Origin of the sequence: Streptomyces abyssalis, from assembly GCF_001751365.1 — a bacterium.
In the GTDB taxonomy this organism is placed as follows: Bacteria; Actinomycetota; Actinomycetes; order Streptomycetales; family Streptomycetaceae; genus Streptomyces; species Streptomyces abyssalis.
In genome coordinates this window covers 14,492-32,905 of the sequence record NZ_LJGT01000035.1, presented here as the reverse complement: position 1 = coordinate 32,905, position 18,414 = coordinate 14,492, and the positions used below count along the sequence as shown (strand labels likewise).

The following is an 18,414-nucleotide window of genomic DNA, read 5'->3' as shown; positions in this document are numbered from 1 at the left end:
ACGTACCGGCTGCCCGCCGACAGCACGCCGCCTCCGCCCCATGTCAGCGGGGCGGAGGCGGCGGCGCGGGCTGCGGGTACGTGCCGCCCTCCCGGAAAGGAGGGCCGGGACCCGTCTACCAGCTGGACTTCTTGTGCAGCTCCCACATGCGCGGAAGCGTGGAGGGGTCCAGGACCCACTCGACGCCGGCCACGTCCTTGAGCGAGGCCACGTACACCCTGCCCTGCCAGAGCGGCAGCAGCCGCGCGTCCTTCGCGATGAGCTTCTGGGCGCGGGTGAAGGCGCGGCTGGCGGTCGCGCGGTTGCTCTCCTTGCGCGAATTGGGCAGCAGGTCCTCGGTGATCTCGGAGTTCTCGTAGGGCGTGCCGAGCGCGTTGTTCTTGCCCACGAAGGGCGCGACGTAGTTGTCGGCGTCCGGGAAGTCGGGGAACCAGCCGCGGCCGAACACCGGGTACTTGCCCTTGCTGTAACCCTCTACGAACTCGGACCACGGGCGGCCCTGCACGGAGACGTCGAAGAGCCCTGACTTGTTCAGCTGCCGCTTGAGCTCGGCGAAGGTCTCACCCGTCGTCGAGCCGTAGCGGTCGGTGGTGTACCACAGCTTCAGCGGCACCTTCTTGTTGATGCCCGCTTCCCTGAGCGTCTTCTCCGCCTGGTCCCTGTCGGGCTCGCCGTAGCGGTCGTAGTAGGCGCTGGTGTGGCCGGTGATTCCGCCGGGGACCATGGAGTAGAGCGGGTCGGTCGTGCGGTTGTACACGTTCCGCACGAGCGCCTTGCGGTCGATCAGCTCCGCAACGGCCTTGCGCACGGCCGGATTTCCGGCCGTGCTGTCCTTGGGGTTGAAGACGAGATAGCTGATCTCGGAACCGAGGAGTTCCGTCAGCTCCACTTCCTGGTTCCCGTTCGCCTGCGCCTTCTGGAATGCGCTGACCTGGTCCGGTGTCAGACCGCGGTATGCGACGTCGATCTTCTTGTCCTTGAGCGCCTTCACCATCTTCGCGGAGTCCTGGAAGTACTCGATGGTGACGACGTCGTTCTTGGGCTTCGCTGGACCGCGGTAGCCGTTGTACCGCGTGAGCTCCGCCTTCTTGCCCTTGCTGTAGGACTTCAGGGAGTACGGTCCGGAGCCGACGATCTTCGAGCCCTTGCGCAGCTTCTTCGCCGGGTAGGTCTCCGGGTCGACGATCGAGGTCGCCGGGGTGGCGAGGATGAAGGGGAATGTGGCGTCGGACTTCTTCAGATGGAAGACCACCGTCTTCTTGTCCGGCGCCTCCACGCGTTCCAGGCTGCCCAGCAGGCCGAGCGGTCCCGACTTCGCCTTGATCGAGGTGACGCGGTCCACGGAGTGCTTCACCGCGCGGGCGTCGAGCGGATTCCCGTTGGAGAACTCCAGACCGTCCCGCAGTGTGCAGCGGTAGACGCGGCTCGCGGAGTCGGTGAAGCCGCAGCGCTTGGCGGCGTCGGGCTCCGGGGAAGAGCTGCTGCTCGGGAAGGACAGCAGCGTCTGGTAGACGTTCTTGTAGAGTTCCCACGAACCGTCCCAGGCCGCCGCAGGGTCGAGGGTGCTGGGAGCGCTGGTGGTTCCTGTGACGATCTCGCGGAGCTGGTCGTCGTTGTCGCCACCCGACATCGAACTGCACCCCGCGACCATCGACATAGATATGACAACGGTCGCTGCGATCCTCAGAGGTCCGTTCCGGTCGAACACCTGCGCGCTCCTCAGTCGGCGGGGCCACTACTGCCGATGCAGTTGCAAAAGGGAATTGCCGTCGGCCGGTCAATGCGTTGATTGCGTTCCCACGCCGTCGTACGGAGTACGGCGACGCCCTACGCGGACCCGCTGGCCGAGAGGCGAAAGAGACCCTACCTCAGCACCGGACCCGGGGAACATGCGCTGGTCAACCATTCGTCAATTGCCAGCAGGACACGGAGCATTCCGATGACAGCGGGTGCCGGTCCGGCAACGGACCGGCACCCGGATTCCCTCGTGGGATGGTGCGCGCGGAGCGGGAAATCCCTACTCGACTCCGGCGTTGAGCGCGAGGCCGCCGTCGACGACCAGAGTCTGGCCGGTGATCCACGCGGATTCGGGAGAAGTGAGGAAGGCGGCGGCCCCGCCGATGTCCCGCGGCTCCCCGAGCCTGTTCATGGGATAGCGGGCGGCGGCGTCCGCTTCCCGGCCCTCGTAGAGAGCGGCGGCGAACTTCGTCTTCACCACAGCCGGCGCGAGGGCGTTGACCCGTACAGTCGGCGCGAATTCATGGGCGAGCTGCTGTGTGAGATTGATCATCGCCGCCTTGCTCATCCCGTACGCACCGATGAAGGGCGAAGCGGACATACCGGCGATGGAGGCGACGTTCACGATCGTGCCGCCGTTCTCCCGCTGCCAGGCCGCCCACGTGGACTGGGCGAAGCCGAGGGCGGAGACCACGTTGGTCTCGAAGACCTTGCGCGCGACACCCAGGTCGAGATCGGCGATCGGGCCGAAGACCGGGTTGGTGCCCGCGTTGTTCACGAGGTGGTCGACCCGCCCGTAGGCCTCCATCACCTGCTCGACGGCGGAGCGCCGGTGCTCGTCGTCGTGGGCCTTGCCCGCGACGTACATGGCCCGCTGCGGACCGAGTGCGGCGACGGCCTCCTTCAGCGCGTCCTCGTTGCGTCCGGTGATGCATACGCGGTGCCCGCGCGCGACCAGGGCCTCGGCGACTCCGTATCCGATGCCCCGGCTGCCGCCGGTCACGATCGCGACCTCGCCGGTGTCCTGCTGTGCTGCTTCGTGCTGTGCCATCTTCCGCGACCCTCCGGTCAGTTGAGCGGGCCGCCGGCCACGTACAGAACCTGGCCGGAGACGAAGCCGGCGTCCTCACCGCTGAAGAAGGCGATGGCGCCGGCGACGTCCTCGGGCCGGCCGACGCGCTGGACGGGGATCTGCGAGGCGGCGGCGGCCTGGAAGTCCTCGAAGCCCATGCCGACACGCTCGGCGGTGGCCGCCGTCATGTCGGTGACGATGAAGCCGGGTGCGACGGCGTTGGCGGTGATGCCGAACTTCCCCAGTTCCTTGGCGAGGGTCTTGGTGAAGCCCTGCATCCCGGCCTTGGCCGCGGCGTAGTTGACCTGGCCGCGGTTGCCGAGGGCCGAGGAGGAGGAGAGGTTCACGATGCGCCCGAACCCGGCGTCGACCATGTGCTTCTGGCAGGCCCGGGACATCACGAACGCACCGCGCAGGTGGACGTTCATCACCGTGTCCCAGTCGGCGTCGCTCATCTTGAACAGCAGGTTGTCCCTCAGCACGCCGGCGTTGTTCACGAGGACCGTGGGCGGCCCGAGTTCACCGACGACCCGCGCGACGGCGGTTTCCGCCTGGGCGGAGTCCGAGACGTCGCAGCCCACGGCGATCGCGCTGCCGCCCTCGGCTGTGATCTTCTCGACGGTCTCCTTGCAGGCCGCCTCGTCGAGGTCGAGCACCGCTACGGCGCAGCCCTCTGCCGCGAGCCGCACGGCGGTGGCCGCGCCGATGCCCCGCGCCGCACCGGTGACGATCGCGACGCGCTGGTCGGTGGTGGACATGCTGTTTCTCCTCGCCCTGAATTGTGGTGAGCAACCGCTTAGTACCTTGTGGCAGTCGTGACGCTATGAGCCGCGCCACCTGCTGTCAACGGGTGCCCCCGCACATGAGATTCACCGCACGAGCAGTTCCAGCAACCGCTCGGCCTCCGCCTCGGGGTCACAGGTCAGTCCCGTGTGAACCGGCCCCGGCTGCACCACGGTGCTGCGCGGGGCGACGAGCCAGCGGAAGCGGCTGCCGGGCGCGTCACCCGCCGCCTGTCCTGCGGCGTCCCCTCCGTCACAGACTCTCTCGGCGGCGTGCAGGGCCGCGCGCACACCGACCGGATCCGCGTGCGGGTCGAGCGCACGCAGCCGGTCCTCGTCCAGGTGCGTACGGGCGACGACGAGAGACCTGGCGCGGCAGTAGAGGACCACGCCCGCGTTCATCGTCTCGCCCCGCTCGACGCGCGGCACGACCCGCAGCAGCGCGTACTCGAACACGTCGCGCTCCGCGCACGTCCCCTCGTTCACCGCCGCGCTCCCCGCTTGTCCCGCTGACCGTGCGGCCATCCCTCCGTCAGCCACCCGGGAGCCCTCGACGGGCCGTCCTGGCTCGGCTCGCCGAGCGTGATGCGCTCGTCCAGGCCGGCGACGCGCGCGAAGAGCGCCCGTACGTAGGCGTCGCGCAGCTCGCCGGGGTCCGTGAACCCCGGCTCGTCGGTGAGCCACTCGTCGGGGACCTCCGCCGCGCACTCGGCGAGCAGCGACTCGGTCACCAGCGGCGCCAACTCCGCGGCGGCCGCGGCCACATCGGGCGCGAACGGGGTGAGCACATGGTCCGAGGCGTCGTACGGCCTGCCTGAAGAGGCCTGTGCGGAGGGCCAGTTGTGATGCCAGATCATCGTCGCACCGTGGTCGATGAGCCACATCGCGCCGTGCCAGACCAGCAGGTTCGGGTTGCGCCAGGACCTGTCGACGTTGCCCGTCAGCGCGTCGAACCATACGAGCCGGCCCGCCTCGGCCGCGCTCACGCGGAAGGCCAGCGGATCGAGCCCGAGCGACCCGGGCAGGAAGTCCATGCCGAGGTTGAGTCCGCCGCTGGCCTTCAGCAGGGCCTGGACCTCCTCGTCCGGTTCGCTCCGGCCGATGACGGGGTCCAGCTTGATGCGTACGAGTTCGGGCACGCGCAGCCCGAGGCGCTGAGCGAGCCGGCCCGCGAGGACCTCCGCAACCAGAGTCTTGCGGCCCTGCCCCGCGCCCGTGAACTTCATGACGTACGTGCCGAGATCGTCCGCCTCGACGATTCCGGGCAGCGAACCGCCCTCCCGCAGCGGGGTGACGTACCGGGTCGCGGTGACTTCGCGCAGCATCCGCTCAGGCTAGCCGCCGCCCCTCGCCGGCACCGCTCGATATTCACGGCGTCCGGGCGGCGTGCGGTGCCATCCTTCGCGCATGACTCCATCACGTTCTTCCGGTGCTTCGGATGCCCCCGATGCCCACGGGGGTCGGGGTGACTCCGGTGCTTCCGGCGGTTCCAGTGCGGCCGGCGGCCCGTTTCCGCCTGAGGCCGTTGACGCCTTCCCCGCGCAGTTCGCCCGGTCCCGGCGCTTCTCACTGGGGGCGGTGCGCCACGTGACCGTCACGCCGGACGGGGAGCGCGTGCTCTTCCTGCGTACACGCAGCGGAACCGACCCTTCCGGCGGGCTGTGGGTACGGGAGGCGGACGGCGGCGAACATCTGCTGGCCGATCCGGCCGTGCTGCAGGCCGTTGCCGGGTCCGGGCCCGCGGAACCCACGCCCGAGGAGGCAGCCCGCAGGGAGAGGGACCGCGACCTGTCGACCGGCGTGACCGGCTACGCCGTGGACGACGCGGCGGAGCTGGCCGTCCTCGCCCTCGACGGCGCCCTGTGGGCGGTGCCGGCGCGGCCCGGCCGGGGCGGGCCCTTCCCCGTACCGGCCGCGGGCCCCGCCGTCGATCCGCGGCTCTCCCCCGACGGACGGCTCGTCGCCTACGTCACCCGCGGCGCGCTGCACGTCGTGCGGACGGACGGCACCGGCGACCGCCGCCTCGCGGGCCCCGGCGAAGGCGAGGCGGGGAAGGTGACCTACGGACTGACCGACCACGTCTCGGAGGAATCGCTGGGACGCGCACGCGGCCACTGGTGGGCTCCCGACGGCCGCGCACTGCTGGTCGCCCGCGTGGACAACACGGACGTGTGCGTCCGCTTCCTCGGCGACCCGGCGGACCCGGCACGAGCACCGCGGCCCCAGCACTATCCGGAGGCGGGTACGGCGAACGCCGACATCTCTCTCCACCTGCTGCGCCTGGACGGGACGGGCACCGAAGTGGACTGGGACCGCCGCGCGTTCGAGTACGTGGCCGCGGCGGGCTGGGACGCGCACGGCCCTCTCCTCACCGTTCAGAGCCGCGACCAGCGCACCCTGCTGACCCTCGCCGTCGACGCGGCGACCGGAGCCACGCGGGAACTGGAGCGGCAGCACGACCAGCACTGGGTGGAGCTGCTGCCGGGCGCGTACTGCCGGACCGCGTCGGGAGCCCTCGTCACCGCGCGGGAGAGCGAGGACACCAGGAGGCTGTGTGTCGGCGGGCACGTGGTGACGCCGCCCGCGCTGCAGGTCTCGGGCGTCCTGGGAACCGACGGGGAGACGGTGCTCTTCAGCGCGAGCGAGGACCCACTCGAGAGGCACGTATGGTCCTGGTCCCCGGAGGCCGGCACCGTGCGGATCAGCGACGGTCCGGGGCTGCACTCGGCGGTGCTGCGCGGCGGCACGACGGTGCTCCACAGCCTCACACCGGACGGCCCGCGGGTGACCGTGCTGCGCGACGGCACGGCCGCGGGCACCGTCCGCTCCCTCGTCGAGGAGCCCTCTCTCCGGCCGCGGCCGGAACTGCTGACCCTGGGCGAACGGCGCCTGCGCAGTGCGCTGTTCCTGCCCAGCTGGTACGAGCCCGCTGCCCCCGACTCCTCCCCGCTCCCGGTGCTGCTCGCCCCGTACAGCGGACCGGGGATGCAACTGGTGGTACGGGCACGCATCTGGCATGCACTCGTGGCGCAGTGGTTCGCGGAGCACGGATACGCAGTGCTGGTGACCGACGGGCGGGGCACTCCGGGCCGGGGTCCCGCGTGGGAGAAGGCGGTCCGGGGCGACCAGTTCACACCGGTGCTGGAGGACCAGGCCGACGCCCTGCGAGCGGCCGCCGCGGCGCGTCCGTACCTGGACACGGCACGGGTCGGCATCCAGGGCTGGTCCTACGGGGGCGCGCTCGCCACGGCAGCCGTCCTGCGGCACCCGGAGACCTTTCACGCGGCGGTCGCCGGCGCTCCGTCCATCGACCCCAGGCTGTACGACACGCACTGGAAGGAACGCTTCCTGGGACACCCCGCCGAGCACCCGGAGAACTACGACCGCTGCACCCTGACCCGGGACGCGCATCTGCTGCGGCGTCCGCTGCTGCTGGTGCACGGAACGGCCGACGACAACGTGGCCTTCGCCCATACTCTGCGCATGTCGGCGGCGCTGCTGGCCGCCGGACGCGAGCACTCGGTACTGCCGCTGCCCGGGCAGTCGCACATCGTAGGCGACCCGGTCACGGCCGAGCGGTTGCTCCCGGCGCAATTGCTTTTTCTTGACAAAGCCCTTCGCACCTGACGAGCGCCTGTGCAGGATTCCCTGACCAGAGGCAACGCGTGCAGCTCCCGAGAGAACAGGATGTTCCCCATGTCAGCATCGACCACCCGCAGGTCCGTGCTCGCCGCGGCGGGCGCCGCCTCGGCCGCCGTCACTCTCGCCGCGTGCGGCTCCGGCGGCGGTGAGAGCTCCGGCAGCGACGAGAACGCAGGCGGCGACGGCGGCAGCGAGGAGGGCGGCGGGGCAGCCAAGGGCGAACTCGGTGAGGCCGCCGAGATCCCCGAGGGCGGCGGCAAGGTCTTCAAGGAGCAGAAAGTCGTCGTGACCCGTCCCAGCGGGTCGGAGTACAAGGCCTTCTCCGCGACGTGCACGCACAAGGGCTGCTCGGTCGCCGAGGTCAAGGGCGGCGTGATCATCTGCCCCTGTCACGACAGCAAGTTCGACATCTCGGACGGCAGCGTCAAGGGCGGTCCCGCGACCAAGCCGCTTCCGGCGGCGCAGGTCTCCGTCAAGGGCGGCAAGATCCACCTCGCCGACGGCTGAGCCGGTGCCGCACGCCAAGGCGCCCCGGCCGCGGGCACGTACGCGGCCGGGGCGCCTTGGCGTGCGGCACGGCGCGCGACCAGCCCGACGGGCGCGCCTCGGCCGCGGCGCGGTCGTTCCTGGCGCGGGCCAGTCGCAGCGCCGGTCAGTCGCAGCGCCGGGCAGTCGCAGCGCCGGTCAGTCGTAGCGCCGCGCCGCGGCCGGCCGGAGCGCGGCCGCCACCGCGGCGGCCAGCTCCTGCGCGCTCCCCACCGTCAGCGGGGAGACGGTCAGGCGCACTCCGGGGGGCGACGTGAGCCGGAACCGCGCCCCCGGGGCCACCGCCCATCCCGACTGCATCAGGCGCGCGGCGGCGCCCGTCTCGTCCGGCACCGGCACCCACACGTTCATGCCGCTTCGCCCGTGCGCCTCGACGCCGCGCTCCCGGAGCGCCCGTACCAGCGCGTCCCGGCGCTGTCCGTATGAGCGGGCCACCGAGGCGACGTCGACCGCCCCCGTCTCCCACAGGTACAGCACGGCGTCCTGCAGCAGGTGGCTGACCCAGCCCGGCCCCAGCAGCTGACGGCCGCGCAGGCGGCCGAGGGTGAGCTCGTCGCCGGTGACGACCGCCAGGCGCAGGTCCGGCCCGTACGCCTTCGCCGTGGACCGCACCAGAGCCCAGTGATCCGTGGGCCCCGCAAGGGTGTTGAGCGGCTCCTCGACGATGCCGTGCCCGTGGTCGTCCTCGATGAGCAGCGTCCCGGGGTGTGCGGCGAGCACTTCGCGCAGCCGCCCGGCACGTTCGGGGCTCACCGCGGCACCGGTGGGGTTCTGCGCGCGGGCGGTGACGATCAGGGCGCGGGCGCCCTCGCGCAGCGCGCGTGCCGCTTCGCCGGGCAGCGGCCCGAGGTCGTCGACGGTCACGGGCAGTGTCCTCAACCCGAGGGCGGGGACCAGGTCGAGCAGGCTGCCCCAGCCCGGGTCCTCGACGGCGACCGCGTCTCCCGGGCGCAGATGCGCCGCGAGCACCCGCTCGATGGCGTCGAGCGCGCCCGAGGTCACCGCGACCGGCCCGCCGGGCACGCCGTCCTCGTCGAGCATGCGGCGTGCCGCGCGGGCGAGAGGTTCGCTCACCGCGGGGTCGCCGTACAGCGCGCTGCGGCGGGCGGCGTTCTCCGCGGCCGACGCCAGCGCCGTGTGCAGTGCCGGCAGGAGGCCGGTGTCGGGGTTGCCGGTGGAGATGTCCACGCACCCGTCCGGCACTTCGGCGCGGATGGCCTCCCGTGGGGTGATCGAGACCGCCGGCCGCGGGCGTACGCGGCTGCCGCGGCGTCCCGCGGTCTCGATCAGTCCGCGTTCGCGCAAGGTCCGGTAGGCGGCCGCGACAGTGTTCGCGTTGACGCCCAGATCTTGCGCCAACTCCCGCATGGGAGGCAGGAGTTGCCCCGCGTCGAGGCCGCCCGTACGCACACCGTTCTCCACGCTCGCCGCGATCTCGGCTGCGCGACGGCCCTCGATCCGATATTCTCCTAGCACAAACATGATTATGCACTAGTACAAAGTTGAGCGCAAGGAGAGTTCCTTGACGTACACCGTCCCTTCCCCCGGCCCCTCCCCCGACTCGTATGCCCGAACCGAGCGCAGCGTCCCGACCCGGCACCGCGAACGCGCCTCGTACGACCGGGAGTTGGTGCATTCGATCCTCGACGAGGACTACATCTGCCACCTCGGCTTCGTACGCGACGGCGCGCCGGTGGTCCTGCCCACGCTGTACGCGCGCAAGGGCGAGTGTCTGTATCTGCACGGGTCCACCGGCTCGCGCCCGCTGCGGGAGGCCGACGGTGAACCGGGACTGCAGGTCTGTGTGACCGTCACCCGCCTCGACGGGCTCGTGCTCGCCCGCGCGGCCTTCCACCACTCGCTCAACTACCGTTCCGTCGTCGTCCACGGGACGGCCCGCCGCGTCACGGAGCGCGGCGAACTCACCGCCGCCCTCGACGCGCTGGTCGACGGCGTGGTGCCCGGCCGTGCGGCCGACTCCCGCCCCGCCGACGCCAAGGAGCTGGCCGCGACCGCCGTTCTCCGCCTCGACCTGGAAGAGGTCTCCGCGAAGGTCCGCGAGGGCGGGCCGGGTGACGACCCGGAGGATGCCGGACTGCCCTACTGGAGCGGCGTCGTCCCCGTCGGCCGCACATACGGCACTCCTCTGCCCGCCGAGGACCTGACCCCCGGCACGGCACTGCCCGGTTACCTCAAGAACCGCTGATCCGGGGGATTGTCCGGCTCACGAGGCGCATGGGCTCGTCAGGTGCGGGCGTCGTCCGGCAGGACGTCGCCCGCACCGGCAGGGCTCTCCGCTCCGCCGGAGGCCACCGGTTCGTGCTGCTGCTGTTTCGGGGCCGAGCTCTGCGCGATGAAGGCTCCCAGGAGCACGACCGCACCGCCCACGAGCTGTACGGCGGCGAGGCGTTCGCCGAGGAGCACCCAGGCGAGCACCGTCGCGATGACGGCTTCGAGGCACGCCACGACGCCTGCGACCTGCGGTGAGAGCCGCCGCACCGAGACGACTCCGGTCAGATACGCAGCGACGGTCGCCACCAGCACGATCCATCCCAGCAGGACGGCCGCCGGCACCGTACTGCCGTCCAGGGAGGCGGGCCCGCCCAGCACCTGCCACCGCATCTCCCAGGGCCTCGCGATCACGGTCAGCACAAGCGCGCCGGTCAGCAGCCCGTACGCGATCACGCCGAGCGGATCCGGGGGCAGGCGGCCGTCCTTCCCGTCACTGCCGTGGTCCGAGAGCACGAAGTAGCCCACCTGGCAGCAGGCGGCGCCCAGCGCCAGCAGCAGGCCCAGCAGATCGAGCGTGAGCCCGGACCACACCCGCACCACGCAGGCCAGGCCGCCGACCGCGAGGACGACACCCACCCCCGCGGCCCGGCTGACCGGCCGCCGCTGCACGAACCGCACCCACCCCAGCACCAGTGCGGGAGCGAGATACTCGATGAGGAGCGCGACGCCGACCGGGATGCGGGAGAGCGCCGCGAAGTAGCAGGCCTGCACGCCGGCCACGGCCAGCAGCCCGAACCCCAGGAGCAGTCCGGGACGTTCACGCATGAGCGCGCGGTGCCGCCAGGCGAGGGGCAGCAGGAGGCAGGCAGCGCCCGCCGCCCGGAGCCAGGTCACATGCAGCGGTTCGAGACCGGCCTCGATCAGGGGCTTGGCGGCAGGCCCGGACCCCCCGAACGCGAAGGCGGATACGAGCGCGAGCGTCAGCCCGAGGCTGCGACCGCGGGCATGCCGGCCGCCCGGCGGAGTGGTGTCGTGCATGCGGTCATCATGTCAACCGCCGACAGGAGTGTCACCCCGTATACACCTGACATCGAGTCCGGCGGCGAGCCCCGTCACGTCGACTCCCGCGGTACGCAGCACCTCGGCGGCGCGGCAGTCCGTATCGGCCGCCAGGCCGGCGAAGAGATCGACGGCGTCCGCGCGCGCCTCCCCCCGTGCGGAGGCACGATCCAGTGCCACCGCCATCGCCACGGCGGCGGCCGGCGACCAGCCGGCCACGAAGGGGGCATCCGTGGTGCGCGCATGCGGGCCGCCGGTCTCCACCGTGTGCCGCCAGCGCAGCCCGTAGCCGATGCTGCGCTGGGCGAGATAGCCGAGCAGTTTCGCGGTCTGCGCACCTCCGCCGCCGAGGAACGCCCGTACGACGGGGTCCGATTCGAGAAGGCTGTGCAGCAGGTGCGCCGTGTCCACCTCGCGGTCGCCGCCCCGCGCAGCGCGCCGGCGCGCGGTCGCGACGACCGCGCCCAGCTGTTCGCTGAGCCGGTCCTCGATCACCGCGCCGGCCGTGCTGCCGGGAGGCGCTGGGGGCGTACTGGTGTCCACAGCAGCACCACATCACATGCACATCCCGCCACACATCCCCGTCACGGGGCATATGCGCGTCCCCCGACGGGAGGTGGGCGGCGGGTGGAGCCTCCTCCCTGAGGATGAGCCCGGCCTCAGGGGGCCGCGCGAAGGGTATGCAGGAACCGAATGCCCGGAACATTGCGTCTTGTTCCCCAACAGCCCCCCATACGGCAGCACTTGGAGATTCCCATGGCAGATCACCATGCACGCTCCGTTCTCGCCGCTCTCGCCATCGGCGCCGCCGTGACCCTCAGCGGATGCGCCGGAGGTTCCGCATCCTCGTCGTCGTCCGACTCGCCCGCATCCGTGGACGGCCCAGGCTCGGGCTCCGCCGCTCCGCAGAAGCCCGGCTCACAGAACGCCGAGGACGACGGCGCCCGCCGTCCGGAAGGCTCCGGCGACTCGCAGAGCCGCCCGCCGTGGTGCACGACGAAGGCGCTGTCGGTCTCGCTGGTTCCGGGGCAACCCGCCGCCGGCAACCGCTATGCCGCCCTCGTCCTGACCAACTCCTCGCCGGCCGCCTGCCGTACGCAGGGCTGGCCCGGGCTCCAGCTGACCGGCGAGGACGGCGGGAAGATCCCGACCGAGGTCGTACGGGACGACTCCACCCCGTCGCGGCAGCTGACGCTCTCCCCCGGCGGCAAGGCCTCGGCCCGGCTGCACTGGACGGTCGTGCCGGGCGAGGGCGACCCCTCCGACGGGAAGTGCCCGGACCCTGAGGCGGTGCGGGTGATCCCGCCGGACCAGCGCACCGCGAAGTCCGCGCAGTGGAAGCTGGGCGAGGTGTGCGGCGCAGGCGAACTCGACGTCCGGCCGCTGCTGCCCGGCGGGGGCCCGCCACGCTGACCGGCGGCGCCGGAACCCCGGGATGCTCCCGTGGGCCGGGGCGCGCGCCACCGGTCACGTTCACGTGGCCCGGCACGGACCGCGGGCCGCGTCGAAGGCCCGCGGCGCCACCGGTCACTCGTCCTCGGCGAGGATCAGGTAGAGCTTCTTGCGGGCGTCGTTGACGACCACGAGCGCCTTGTCCCGCTGCTCCGGGCTGCCGTTCGCCCAGACCTGCTGGAACGCGCTGACCAGAGCACCACCGGCCTTGCGCACCTCGTTCATGGCCTCCCAGTCGATGCCGCGTCCGGCGTCCTCCCACGGGGCCTCCGGGCCGGCGTCGGCCTCCTCCCGGCCGGCGTCGGTGAGGGAGAAGAGGTTCTTGCCGCCCTCACTGGCGCAGCTGATGAGCCCCTCGTCCTCCAGCAGCTGGAGGGTCGGGTAGACCGAGCCCGGAGACGGTTTCCACGCTCCGCCGCTGCGCTCGGCGATCTCCTGGATCATCTCGTAGCCGTGCATCGGACGGTCCTTGAGGAGAGCCAGGATCGAGGCGCGCACATCGCCGCGGCGTGCCCGGCCTCGCGGGCCCCCGCGGCCGCGTCCCCGCGGGCCGAAGGGCGGACCGTCCCCGAAGGGCGGTCCGAACGCACCGAAGGCCCGCCGCTCGGAGGGACCGAACCCGCCCGGGCCGCAGTGTCCCGGGCCGTGACCGCGCCCGCGGCCGCCCGGTCGCTGTTCTTCCTTACGCATGACGACATCCTTTCGATGATCTGTCTTCGACAGACGTTGACTTGTCGCGATGCTTCAACGATATATCGGCGATGCTCGCATGGCAAGACCTCGACCCGCACCGGCGCGCGGCAGCCGCCCCGTCCCGCGGCCCTGCCCGGTCCACATGTGCGGCATTGGCCGTCGCCGGGTCCGCCCGCCGTCGTCTAACGTCCGGGCATGAGGATCCGTACAGTCGATGCCTTCACCGACCGCCCCTACAGCGGCAATCCGGCGGCGGTCGTGCTGCTGGAGGAGGAGTCGTTCCCGCCGGACGAGCGCATGCAGAAGGTCGCCGGCGAGATGAACCTCTCGGAGACCGCCTTCGCACACCCGCTCTCCGCCGACCCGGAGGCCGGCTGGGCGCTGCGCTGGTTCACCCCCACCACTGAGGTCGACCTGTGCGGTCATGCGACGCTGGCCACCGCACACGTCCTGCACTGTGACGGCCGAAGCGAAGGCACCGTCCGCTTCCGGACCCGCAGCGGCGTGCTGGGCGCGGCCGCCGCGCCCGGCGGAGCGATCACGCTGAACTTCCCCACGGCGCCGCTCACTCCGGCCACCGCACCCGACGGGCTCGCCCCCGCTCTCGGCGCAGAGCCGGTCTCCGTGTACGACACGGGCCCGCTCGGCGATCTCCTCGTGGAGGTGGCGGACGAACGGACGCTGCGCGCCCTCGCTCCCGACAGCGCGGCCCTCGCCCGCCTCCCGTACCGGGGCGTCATCGTCACCGCGCTCGCGGAGGACGGCGGCGGCACCCTCGACGGCGGCCACGACTACGTCTCGCGGATGTTCGCCCCGGCCTCCGGCATCCCAGAGGACCCGGTCACCGGCAGCGCCCACACCGCCCTGGCGCCGCTGTGGTCCGGGCGGCTGGGCCGGGACTCGCTCACGGGCCTGCAGTGCTCGGCTCGTACGGGCCTGGTCCGTACGACCCTGCGCGGCGAGCGCACCGAACTGACGGGCGAGGCGGTCACGGTGCTCGACGCGCAACTCTGCGCCGGATGGTGACGCGGGCGGGGCCGTGAGGCGGAGTCGCCCGGCAGCCCCGCCCGGTTCAGGGCGTGGGCAGCCAGTCCACCTTGCCCGCGAAGAGCGCGTAGCCGGTGAAGGCCACGATGTCGATCAGGGCGTGAGCCACCACCAGCGGACCCACCCGTCCCCAACGCCGGTAGAGCACAACGAAGATGACGCCCATCGCCATGTTGCCCAGCAGGCCGCCGATGCCCTGGTAGAGGTGGTACGAGCCGCGCAGCACGGCGCTCACCCCCATCGCGGCCCACGGTGAGTAGTCCAGCTGACCTAGTCTGCGCAGCAGATATCCGACGACGATGACCTCTTCCAGCACGGCGTTCTGCAGTGCGGAGGCGATCAGGACCGGAATCCGCCACCACACGTGCGGCAGTGACTCGGGGACCACGGTGAGGTTGAAGCCGGCCTGCAGCGCGGCCAGATACAGCGCGAGTCCGCTCCCGCCGATGGCCGCCGCCAGCAGCGCTCCGCGTCCCAGGTCGAAGCCCGGCCTGCTCCGGTCGAACCCCATCGAGCGCAGCCCACCGGCGCCCTCCCGCATGAGGAGGTGCGCCACCAGCGCCACCGGCACGAGCGCCGTGGCGATCCCGAAGAGCTGCCAGGCCAGGTCCAGCCAGGGGCGGTCCGGCGCCTGTGAGGTGTTGAGCCGTGCGGCCTGGTCGGCGAGGGCCCCCGAGGCGGTCAGCGAGCCCACGAAGCTGATCAGCGCCGATACCGCACTCGCCCCGAGCGACAGTGCCAGCACCAGCAGCGTCTCCCGCCGCAGAACGCGCCCGGGGAGTGTCTCCCCGGACGCCGGGAGCCGGGCGGGTCCGCTCGCTTGCGACTGCACACATGCCTCCACTTCACCCGGTACGCGACAGCCGGGGACGTGCATAGCTTGCCGGACGCCGACGGGGCGTGCGAAGCGGGGTCCGGCGGCGCGGACGGCTCCGCGGGCCGTGCCGCCGGGGGTGTCCGCTAGGCCACGGGGTCCCAGGTGTGCACCGGCTCGCCCGTGCGGGCGAGTTCGCAGTAGCGCCGTGTGACCGCTGCGAGCGCCTTCTCCCGGTCGAGTCCGGAGTCGGTGAACCGGTGGTAGGCGGTGGCCTGCCACGAGGCTCCGTTGACGCGGCGGCGGCAGCGTTCCTCGATGACACCCAGGCAGCGGTCGCGGTCGCCGCTCTCGACACCCCACGCCTCCAGCCCGGCCGCCGCCATGGGCAGCAGTTCCTCCTGTACGAGCCGCACCGCCGGGAGCGTGGCGAGCCCGCCGGGGCGGCCGGGCCGCGGCCAGGTCAGTTCGGCCTCGATGCCGTACCGGCAGGCCGTCTCGAAGTTGGCGGACGCGGCCCCGAAGGGCAGCCTCGTCCAGACGGGGCGCGGCTCGTCGGCGAGGCTGCGCACCAGTCCGTAGTAGAGGGCGGTGTTGGCGAGCACGTCCGCCACCGTGGGGCCCGCGGGCAGCACCCGGTTCTCCACGCGCAGATGGGGGACGCCGGCGGTGACCGCGTACACGGGCCTGTTCCAGCGGTAGACGGTCCCGTTGTGCAGCACCAGTTCCGACAGGCCCGGGGTGCCTCCCTGCCGCAGCACGCCGTGCGGGTCCTCGTCGTCGCAGATGGGCAGCAGCGACGGGAAGTAGCGCAGATTCTCCTCGAACAGGTCGTACGCGGAACCGATCCACCGCTCGCCGAACCAGGTGCGCGGCCGTACGCCCTGCGCGCTCAGCTCAGCCGGCCGGGTGTCGGTCGCCTGCAGGAAGAGCGGGATGCGCGACTCGCGCCACAGCTCACGGCCGAAGAGGAAGGGCGAGTTGGCGCCCATGGCGACCTGCACGGCCGAGACGGCCTGCGAGGCGTTCCACACGTCGGCGAAACGATCCGGCGTCACCTGCAGATGCAGCTGCACCGAGGTGCACGCTGCCTCCGGCGCGATCGAGGCGGAGTTGCGGGTCAGCCGCTCGACGCCCTCGATGTCGAGGACGACCTCCTCGCCCCTCGAAGCCATGATCTGGTCGTTGAGCATGGTGTAGCGGTCCACCTCGGTCAGGTTCGAGGAGACGAGGTCCTCGTCCGTGAGCGTGGGCAGGATGCCGATCATCACGATCCGGGCGCCCTCTTCGCGCGCCTGCCTGTCGGCGTAACCCAGACCTGTGCGCAGCTCCTCCGCGAGCTGGTCGAACACCCGCCCGGCCAGGCGGTGCGGCACGATGTTGACCTCGAGATTGAACTGCCCGAGCTCCGTCTGGAAATCCTGGCTGCCGATCCGCTGCAGCACCTCCGCATTCATCATGCGGGGCATTCCGTCGGCGTCCGCGAGATTCAGTTCGATCTCCAGGCCCATCAGGTTCCGCGGGCGCTCGAACCGTCCCTCGTCCAGGAGCACTCCGAAGGCCTCGAGACACTCCTTGAGCTTCTGCCTGTACCGATGCCGCGCGGACAGGTCGAACCCGTCGGAGACGACCTTCTCACCCATCGGGGTGTCCCTCCTCGATACGGCCGCGTGGTGTCAGCCATGATGCCCGTCCGACCGGCGGATAACGCCTAGGCCGCGCGTTTTCGGAACCCCTCCGTCGGTCCCCTGCGGGAGAGCCCCAGCCGGTATGGAGGCCCGGCACCCAGGGGCGGGCCCGGATCCGTCCGCCGCCGACGGCGCGTTCACGCGCGGAGCGTCACGTTCCTCTGGCATGCGGCAGGAGTCCCAGACCGGACGCACAGTCGTTGTGGGAAAGGCAGACTGGATCCGGCCGACCACCGGAGCACCGTCACTCCAGGCAGCATGTCCGGGCGGTGCGGAACGGGCGGTCACGTACCGCCCGATGGCGACCGGATACCGACTTGCGGTAACAACCACGGCCCGTTAGGCGAAATGGTGATGTAACACCCTTCGTATAAACTCCGGGCAGAGGCCGAGACGCGGTATCACCGGACCCTCCGGCGCCCGCAGTCGACGCGTCCGCCGCGGCTTCGCGGCCATCCCACGCCGACAGTGCTGTCCGCGCCATGCAGAGCACCACGTGACTCTCCAGTGAGAGGTGGCGACCCATCATGCCGCTGCACGTCCCTTCCGCCCCGGTTTCCGCCTCCCGCAGCGTCCTTGCGGCGCTTCGTTCCCAGCCTCCCGCGCACCGGGGACGCGCGCCTGGCACCGCGGACGGAGCCGGGTGCGCGCTGGAGATCGAACTTCCCTTGCCCGTCCATGAGTTGACCGGGGACGGCCCGGACGCCACGGGCTCGTCCACCCGGCTCACCGGCTGGCGCTTCCTGCTGCGGGACGCGGACGCCCCCGCCGGGTCGCCGGCGGTCGGCGCCGCGGAGACCCTGCTCACCTCCGGCGGCTGGGCGTTCGCGTACTTCTGCGGCGGCCCCTACGTCGCCTCCTCCCAACGGGCCCTGCGGCAGGCCGAGTCGCTGCCCGGGCTCCACCAGCCCCGGCTGTTGTCCGTGCCCCGGCTGTACATGCTCACGCTGTGGCTGCACGGAACCGCCGACGCGGACATCACCGAGGGCACACCGCAGCCCTCCGACCTGCTGATCCCGCTGGCGCCCGCTCCCCCGGGCATCGCCGCCCACGTACCGCACCGGGCGGAGACGCTGCTGCCGCTGCTGACCAGGCGTTCCGCCACGAGGACGCCGCTGCTGAACAGCAGGGCGTGAACGAAGCAGGGTGTGTGCCGCAGATGCGGTACGGTACGCGGCACCTCGCGCGGTTCCCGGCCGGCGTTCCCCGCAGCACCAAAACGGCAAACCACCCGTAAGTGCGGCGGAGTTGACGGCAACCACCCGCACGGGTGATGCGTCTGTCCTGGTTGAGGAGTGGTGACACGAAATCCCTGCGGAATCTCCTCCGCAGGGGAACACTGGGACACACACCGGAACGGGGGCGGCAATGGACACCGTTACCAGCCGCAGCACGGACACCACGACACTACGGAAGACGACAGCGACAATGTGCCAGCACCAGCCACCTTGCCCGACAGCCGAGTCCGCCGACCGGGAAGCCGCACATCCAGTGGCTCACTTCCCGGAACAGGGCTGGAGCCTGCTGTGCAATGGCGTCCTCCTCTTCGAGGACACGGGCGAGCTCCTGCCGGACGGCAAGATCATCGATCCGCACCGTCCGCTCGACAGCCGTAACATCGCAACCGCTGCCTGATTCCGCAGCAGCGAA

The 18,414-nt window shown here is 71.6% G+C and carries 18 protein-coding genes; 7 read left to right on the top strand and 11 right to left on the bottom strand.

Annotated elements, in window-relative coordinates:
• Positions 1-115: 115 nt before the first annotated feature.
• From AN215_RS00365 to AN215_RS00345, 5 genes are all read right to left on the bottom strand, one after another.
• Positions 116-1,708 (bottom strand): ABC transporter substrate-binding protein, encoded by a 1,593-nt coding sequence (locus AN215_RS00365; RefSeq protein ID WP_070008688.1) that lies wholly within the window; start codon positions 1,706-1,708, stop codon positions 116-118.
• A 309-nt stretch (positions 1,709-2,017) separates the two neighbouring features.
• The gene (locus tag AN215_RS00360; protein WP_070008687.1) at positions 2,018-2,788 is read right to left on the bottom strand and encodes an SDR family oxidoreductase; all 771 of its coding nucleotides are present in this window, start codon (positions 2,786-2,788) and stop codon (positions 2,018-2,020) included.
• Between the two features lie 17 nt (positions 2,789-2,805).
• Positions 2,806-3,567, bottom strand: a complete 762-nt coding sequence (gene fabG, locus AN215_RS00355) for a 3-oxoacyl-ACP reductase FabG (RefSeq protein WP_070008686.1) — start codon at positions 3,565-3,567, stop codon at positions 2,806-2,808.
• Between the two features lie 111 nt (positions 3,568-3,678).
• Positions 3,679-4,116: a DUF3037 domain-containing protein gene (locus AN215_RS00350; protein ID WP_070008685.1), complete on the bottom strand. Its 438-nt coding sequence runs from the start codon at positions 4,114-4,116 to the stop codon at positions 3,679-3,681.
• The gene (locus tag AN215_RS00345; protein ID WP_070008684.1) at positions 4,074-4,916 is read right to left on the bottom strand and encodes a HipA family kinase; all 843 of its coding nucleotides are present in this window, start codon (positions 4,914-4,916) and stop codon (positions 4,074-4,076) included. Before AN215_RS00345 ends, AN215_RS00350 begins: the two co-directional genes overlap by 43 nt.
• Positions 4,917-5,178: 262 nt before the next feature.
• Here AN215_RS00345 and AN215_RS00340 point away from each other — a divergent pair, with 262 nt between their 5' ends.
• Entirely contained in the window at positions 5,179-7,218 is a 2,040-nt protein-coding gene (locus AN215_RS00340) for a S9 family peptidase (protein ID WP_338057901.1), read from the top strand.
• A 69-nt stretch (positions 7,219-7,287) separates the two neighbouring features.
• Positions 7,288-7,740: a Rieske (2Fe-2S) protein gene (locus AN215_RS00335; protein WP_079122555.1), complete on the top strand. Its 453-nt coding sequence runs from the start codon at positions 7,288-7,290 to the stop codon at positions 7,738-7,740.
• Between the two features lie 177 nt (positions 7,741-7,917).
• Here AN215_RS00335 and AN215_RS00330 read toward each other — a convergent pair whose 3' ends face one another.
• Complete coding sequence (locus AN215_RS00330) at positions 7,918-9,255, bottom strand: aminotransferase class I/II-fold pyridoxal phosphate-dependent enzyme (RefSeq protein WP_079122554.1); 1,338 nt, start codon at positions 9,253-9,255, stop codon at positions 7,918-7,920.
• Between the two features lie 46 nt (positions 9,256-9,301).
• Here AN215_RS00330 and AN215_RS00325 point away from each other — a divergent pair, with 46 nt between their 5' ends.
• Positions 9,302-9,985 (top strand): pyridoxamine 5'-phosphate oxidase family protein, encoded by a 684-nt coding sequence (locus AN215_RS00325; RefSeq protein ID WP_070008681.1) that lies wholly within the window; start codon positions 9,302-9,304, stop codon positions 9,983-9,985.
• A gap of 38 nt (positions 9,986-10,023) precedes the next feature.
• On the opposite strand, the gene AN215_RS00320 is transcribed toward AN215_RS00325, so the two are convergent.
• Together AN215_RS00320 and AN215_RS00315 are read right to left on the bottom strand one after the other, a co-directional pair.
• On the bottom strand, positions 10,024-11,049 hold the full coding sequence (locus AN215_RS00320) for an EamA family transporter (RefSeq protein ID WP_070008680.1): 1,026 nt from the start codon (positions 11,047-11,049) through the stop codon (positions 10,024-10,026).
• A gap of 12 nt (positions 11,050-11,061) precedes the next feature.
• Positions 11,062-11,613 carry a Clp protease N-terminal domain-containing protein gene (locus AN215_RS00315; RefSeq protein WP_245694117.1) on the bottom strand — a complete coding sequence of 184 codons (552 nt, stop codon included), beginning with the start codon at positions 11,611-11,613 and terminating at the stop codon, positions 11,062-11,064.
• A gap of 213 nt (positions 11,614-11,826) precedes the next feature.
• Between AN215_RS00315 and AN215_RS00310 the strand changes: the two genes are divergently transcribed.
• Positions 11,827-12,483, top strand: coding sequence for a DUF4232 domain-containing protein (locus AN215_RS00310; RefSeq protein ID WP_070008678.1), 657 nt, complete (start codon positions 11,827-11,829; stop codon positions 12,481-12,483).
• A 114-nt stretch (positions 12,484-12,597) separates the two neighbouring features.
• On the opposite strand, the gene AN215_RS00305 is transcribed toward AN215_RS00310, so the two are convergent.
• A complete protein-coding gene (locus AN215_RS00305) occupies positions 12,598-13,212 on the bottom strand; it encodes a PadR family transcriptional regulator (protein ID WP_070008677.1) in 615 nt (204 codons plus the stop codon).
• Between the two features lie 198 nt (positions 13,213-13,410).
• Between AN215_RS00305 and AN215_RS00300 the strand changes: the two genes are divergently transcribed.
• Positions 13,411-14,241: a PhzF family phenazine biosynthesis protein gene (locus AN215_RS00300; RefSeq protein WP_070008676.1), complete on the top strand. Its 831-nt coding sequence runs from the start codon at positions 13,411-13,413 to the stop codon at positions 14,239-14,241.
• Positions 14,242-14,287: 46 nt separating this feature from the next.
• Here the strand turns inward: AN215_RS00300 and AN215_RS00295 are convergent, their stop codons facing one another.
• Both AN215_RS00295 and AN215_RS00290 read right to left on the bottom strand, forming a co-directional pair.
• Positions 14,288-15,139, bottom strand: coding sequence for a CPBP family intramembrane glutamic endopeptidase (locus tag AN215_RS00295; RefSeq protein WP_079122552.1), 852 nt, complete (start codon positions 15,137-15,139; stop codon positions 14,288-14,290).
• Between the two features lie 83 nt (positions 15,140-15,222).
• Complete coding sequence (locus AN215_RS00290) at positions 15,223-16,719, bottom strand: glutamate-cysteine ligase family protein (protein ID WP_070008674.1); 1,497 nt, start codon at positions 16,717-16,719, stop codon at positions 15,223-15,225.
• 572 nt (positions 16,720-17,291) lie between these two features.
• Here AN215_RS00290 and AN215_RS00285 point away from each other — a divergent pair.
• Positions 17,292-17,900 carry a hypothetical protein gene (locus AN215_RS00285; RefSeq protein WP_070008673.1) on the top strand — a complete coding sequence of 203 codons (609 nt, stop codon included), beginning with the start codon at positions 17,292-17,294 and terminating at the stop codon, positions 17,898-17,900.
• A gap of 292 nt (positions 17,901-18,192) precedes the next feature.
• Entirely contained in the window at positions 18,193-18,399 is a 207-nt protein-coding gene (locus AN215_RS00280; RefSeq protein ID WP_028437360.1) for a DUF5999 family protein, read from the top strand.
• Positions 18,400-18,414 lie beyond the last annotated feature (15 nt).

Coding starts and splice junctions, on each gene's coding strand:
- AN215_RS00305 (WP_070008677.1), bottom strand. CDS start 13,212: ATGCGTAAGGAAGAACAGCGACCGGGCGGCCGCGGGCGCGGTCACGGC.
- AN215_RS00300 (WP_070008676.1), top strand. CDS start 13,411: ATGAGGATCCGTACAGTCGATGCCTTCACCGACCGCCCCTACAGCGGC.
- AN215_RS00285 (WP_070008673.1), top strand. CDS start 17,292: ATGCCGCTGCACGTCCCTTCCGCCCCGGTTTCCGCCTCCCGCAGCGTC.
- AN215_RS00280 (WP_028437360.1), top strand. CDS start 18,193: ATGTGCCAGCACCAGCCACCTTGCCCGACAGCCGAGTCCGCCGACCGG.
- AN215_RS00335 (WP_079122555.1), top strand. CDS start 7,288: ATGTCAGCATCGACCACCCGCAGGTCCGTGCTCGCCGCGGCGGGCGCC.
- AN215_RS00320 (WP_070008680.1), bottom strand. CDS start 11,049: ATGCACGACACCACTCCGCCGGGCGGCCGGCATGCCCGCGGTCGCAGC.
- AN215_RS00290 (WP_070008674.1), bottom strand. CDS start 16,719: ATGGGTGAGAAGGTCGTCTCCGACGGGTTCGACCTGTCCGCGCGGCAT.
- AN215_RS00360 (WP_070008687.1), bottom strand. CDS start 2,788: ATGGCACAGCACGAAGCAGCACAGCAGGACACCGGCGAGGTCGCGATC.
- AN215_RS00345 (WP_070008684.1), bottom strand. CDS start 4,916: ATGCTGCGCGAAGTCACCGCGACCCGGTACGTCACCCCGCTGCGGGAG.
- AN215_RS00310 (WP_070008678.1), top strand. CDS start 11,827: ATGGCAGATCACCATGCACGCTCCGTTCTCGCCGCTCTCGCCATCGGC.
- fabG (WP_070008686.1), bottom strand. CDS start 3,567: ATGTCCACCACCGACCAGCGCGTCGCGATCGTCACCGGTGCGGCGCGG.
- AN215_RS00350 (WP_070008685.1), bottom strand. CDS start 4,116: ATGGCCGCACGGTCAGCGGGACAAGCGGGGAGCGCGGCGGTGAACGAG.
- AN215_RS00295 (WP_079122552.1), bottom strand. CDS start 15,139: ATGCACGTCCCCGGCTGTCGCGTACCGGGTGAAGTGGAGGCATGTGTG.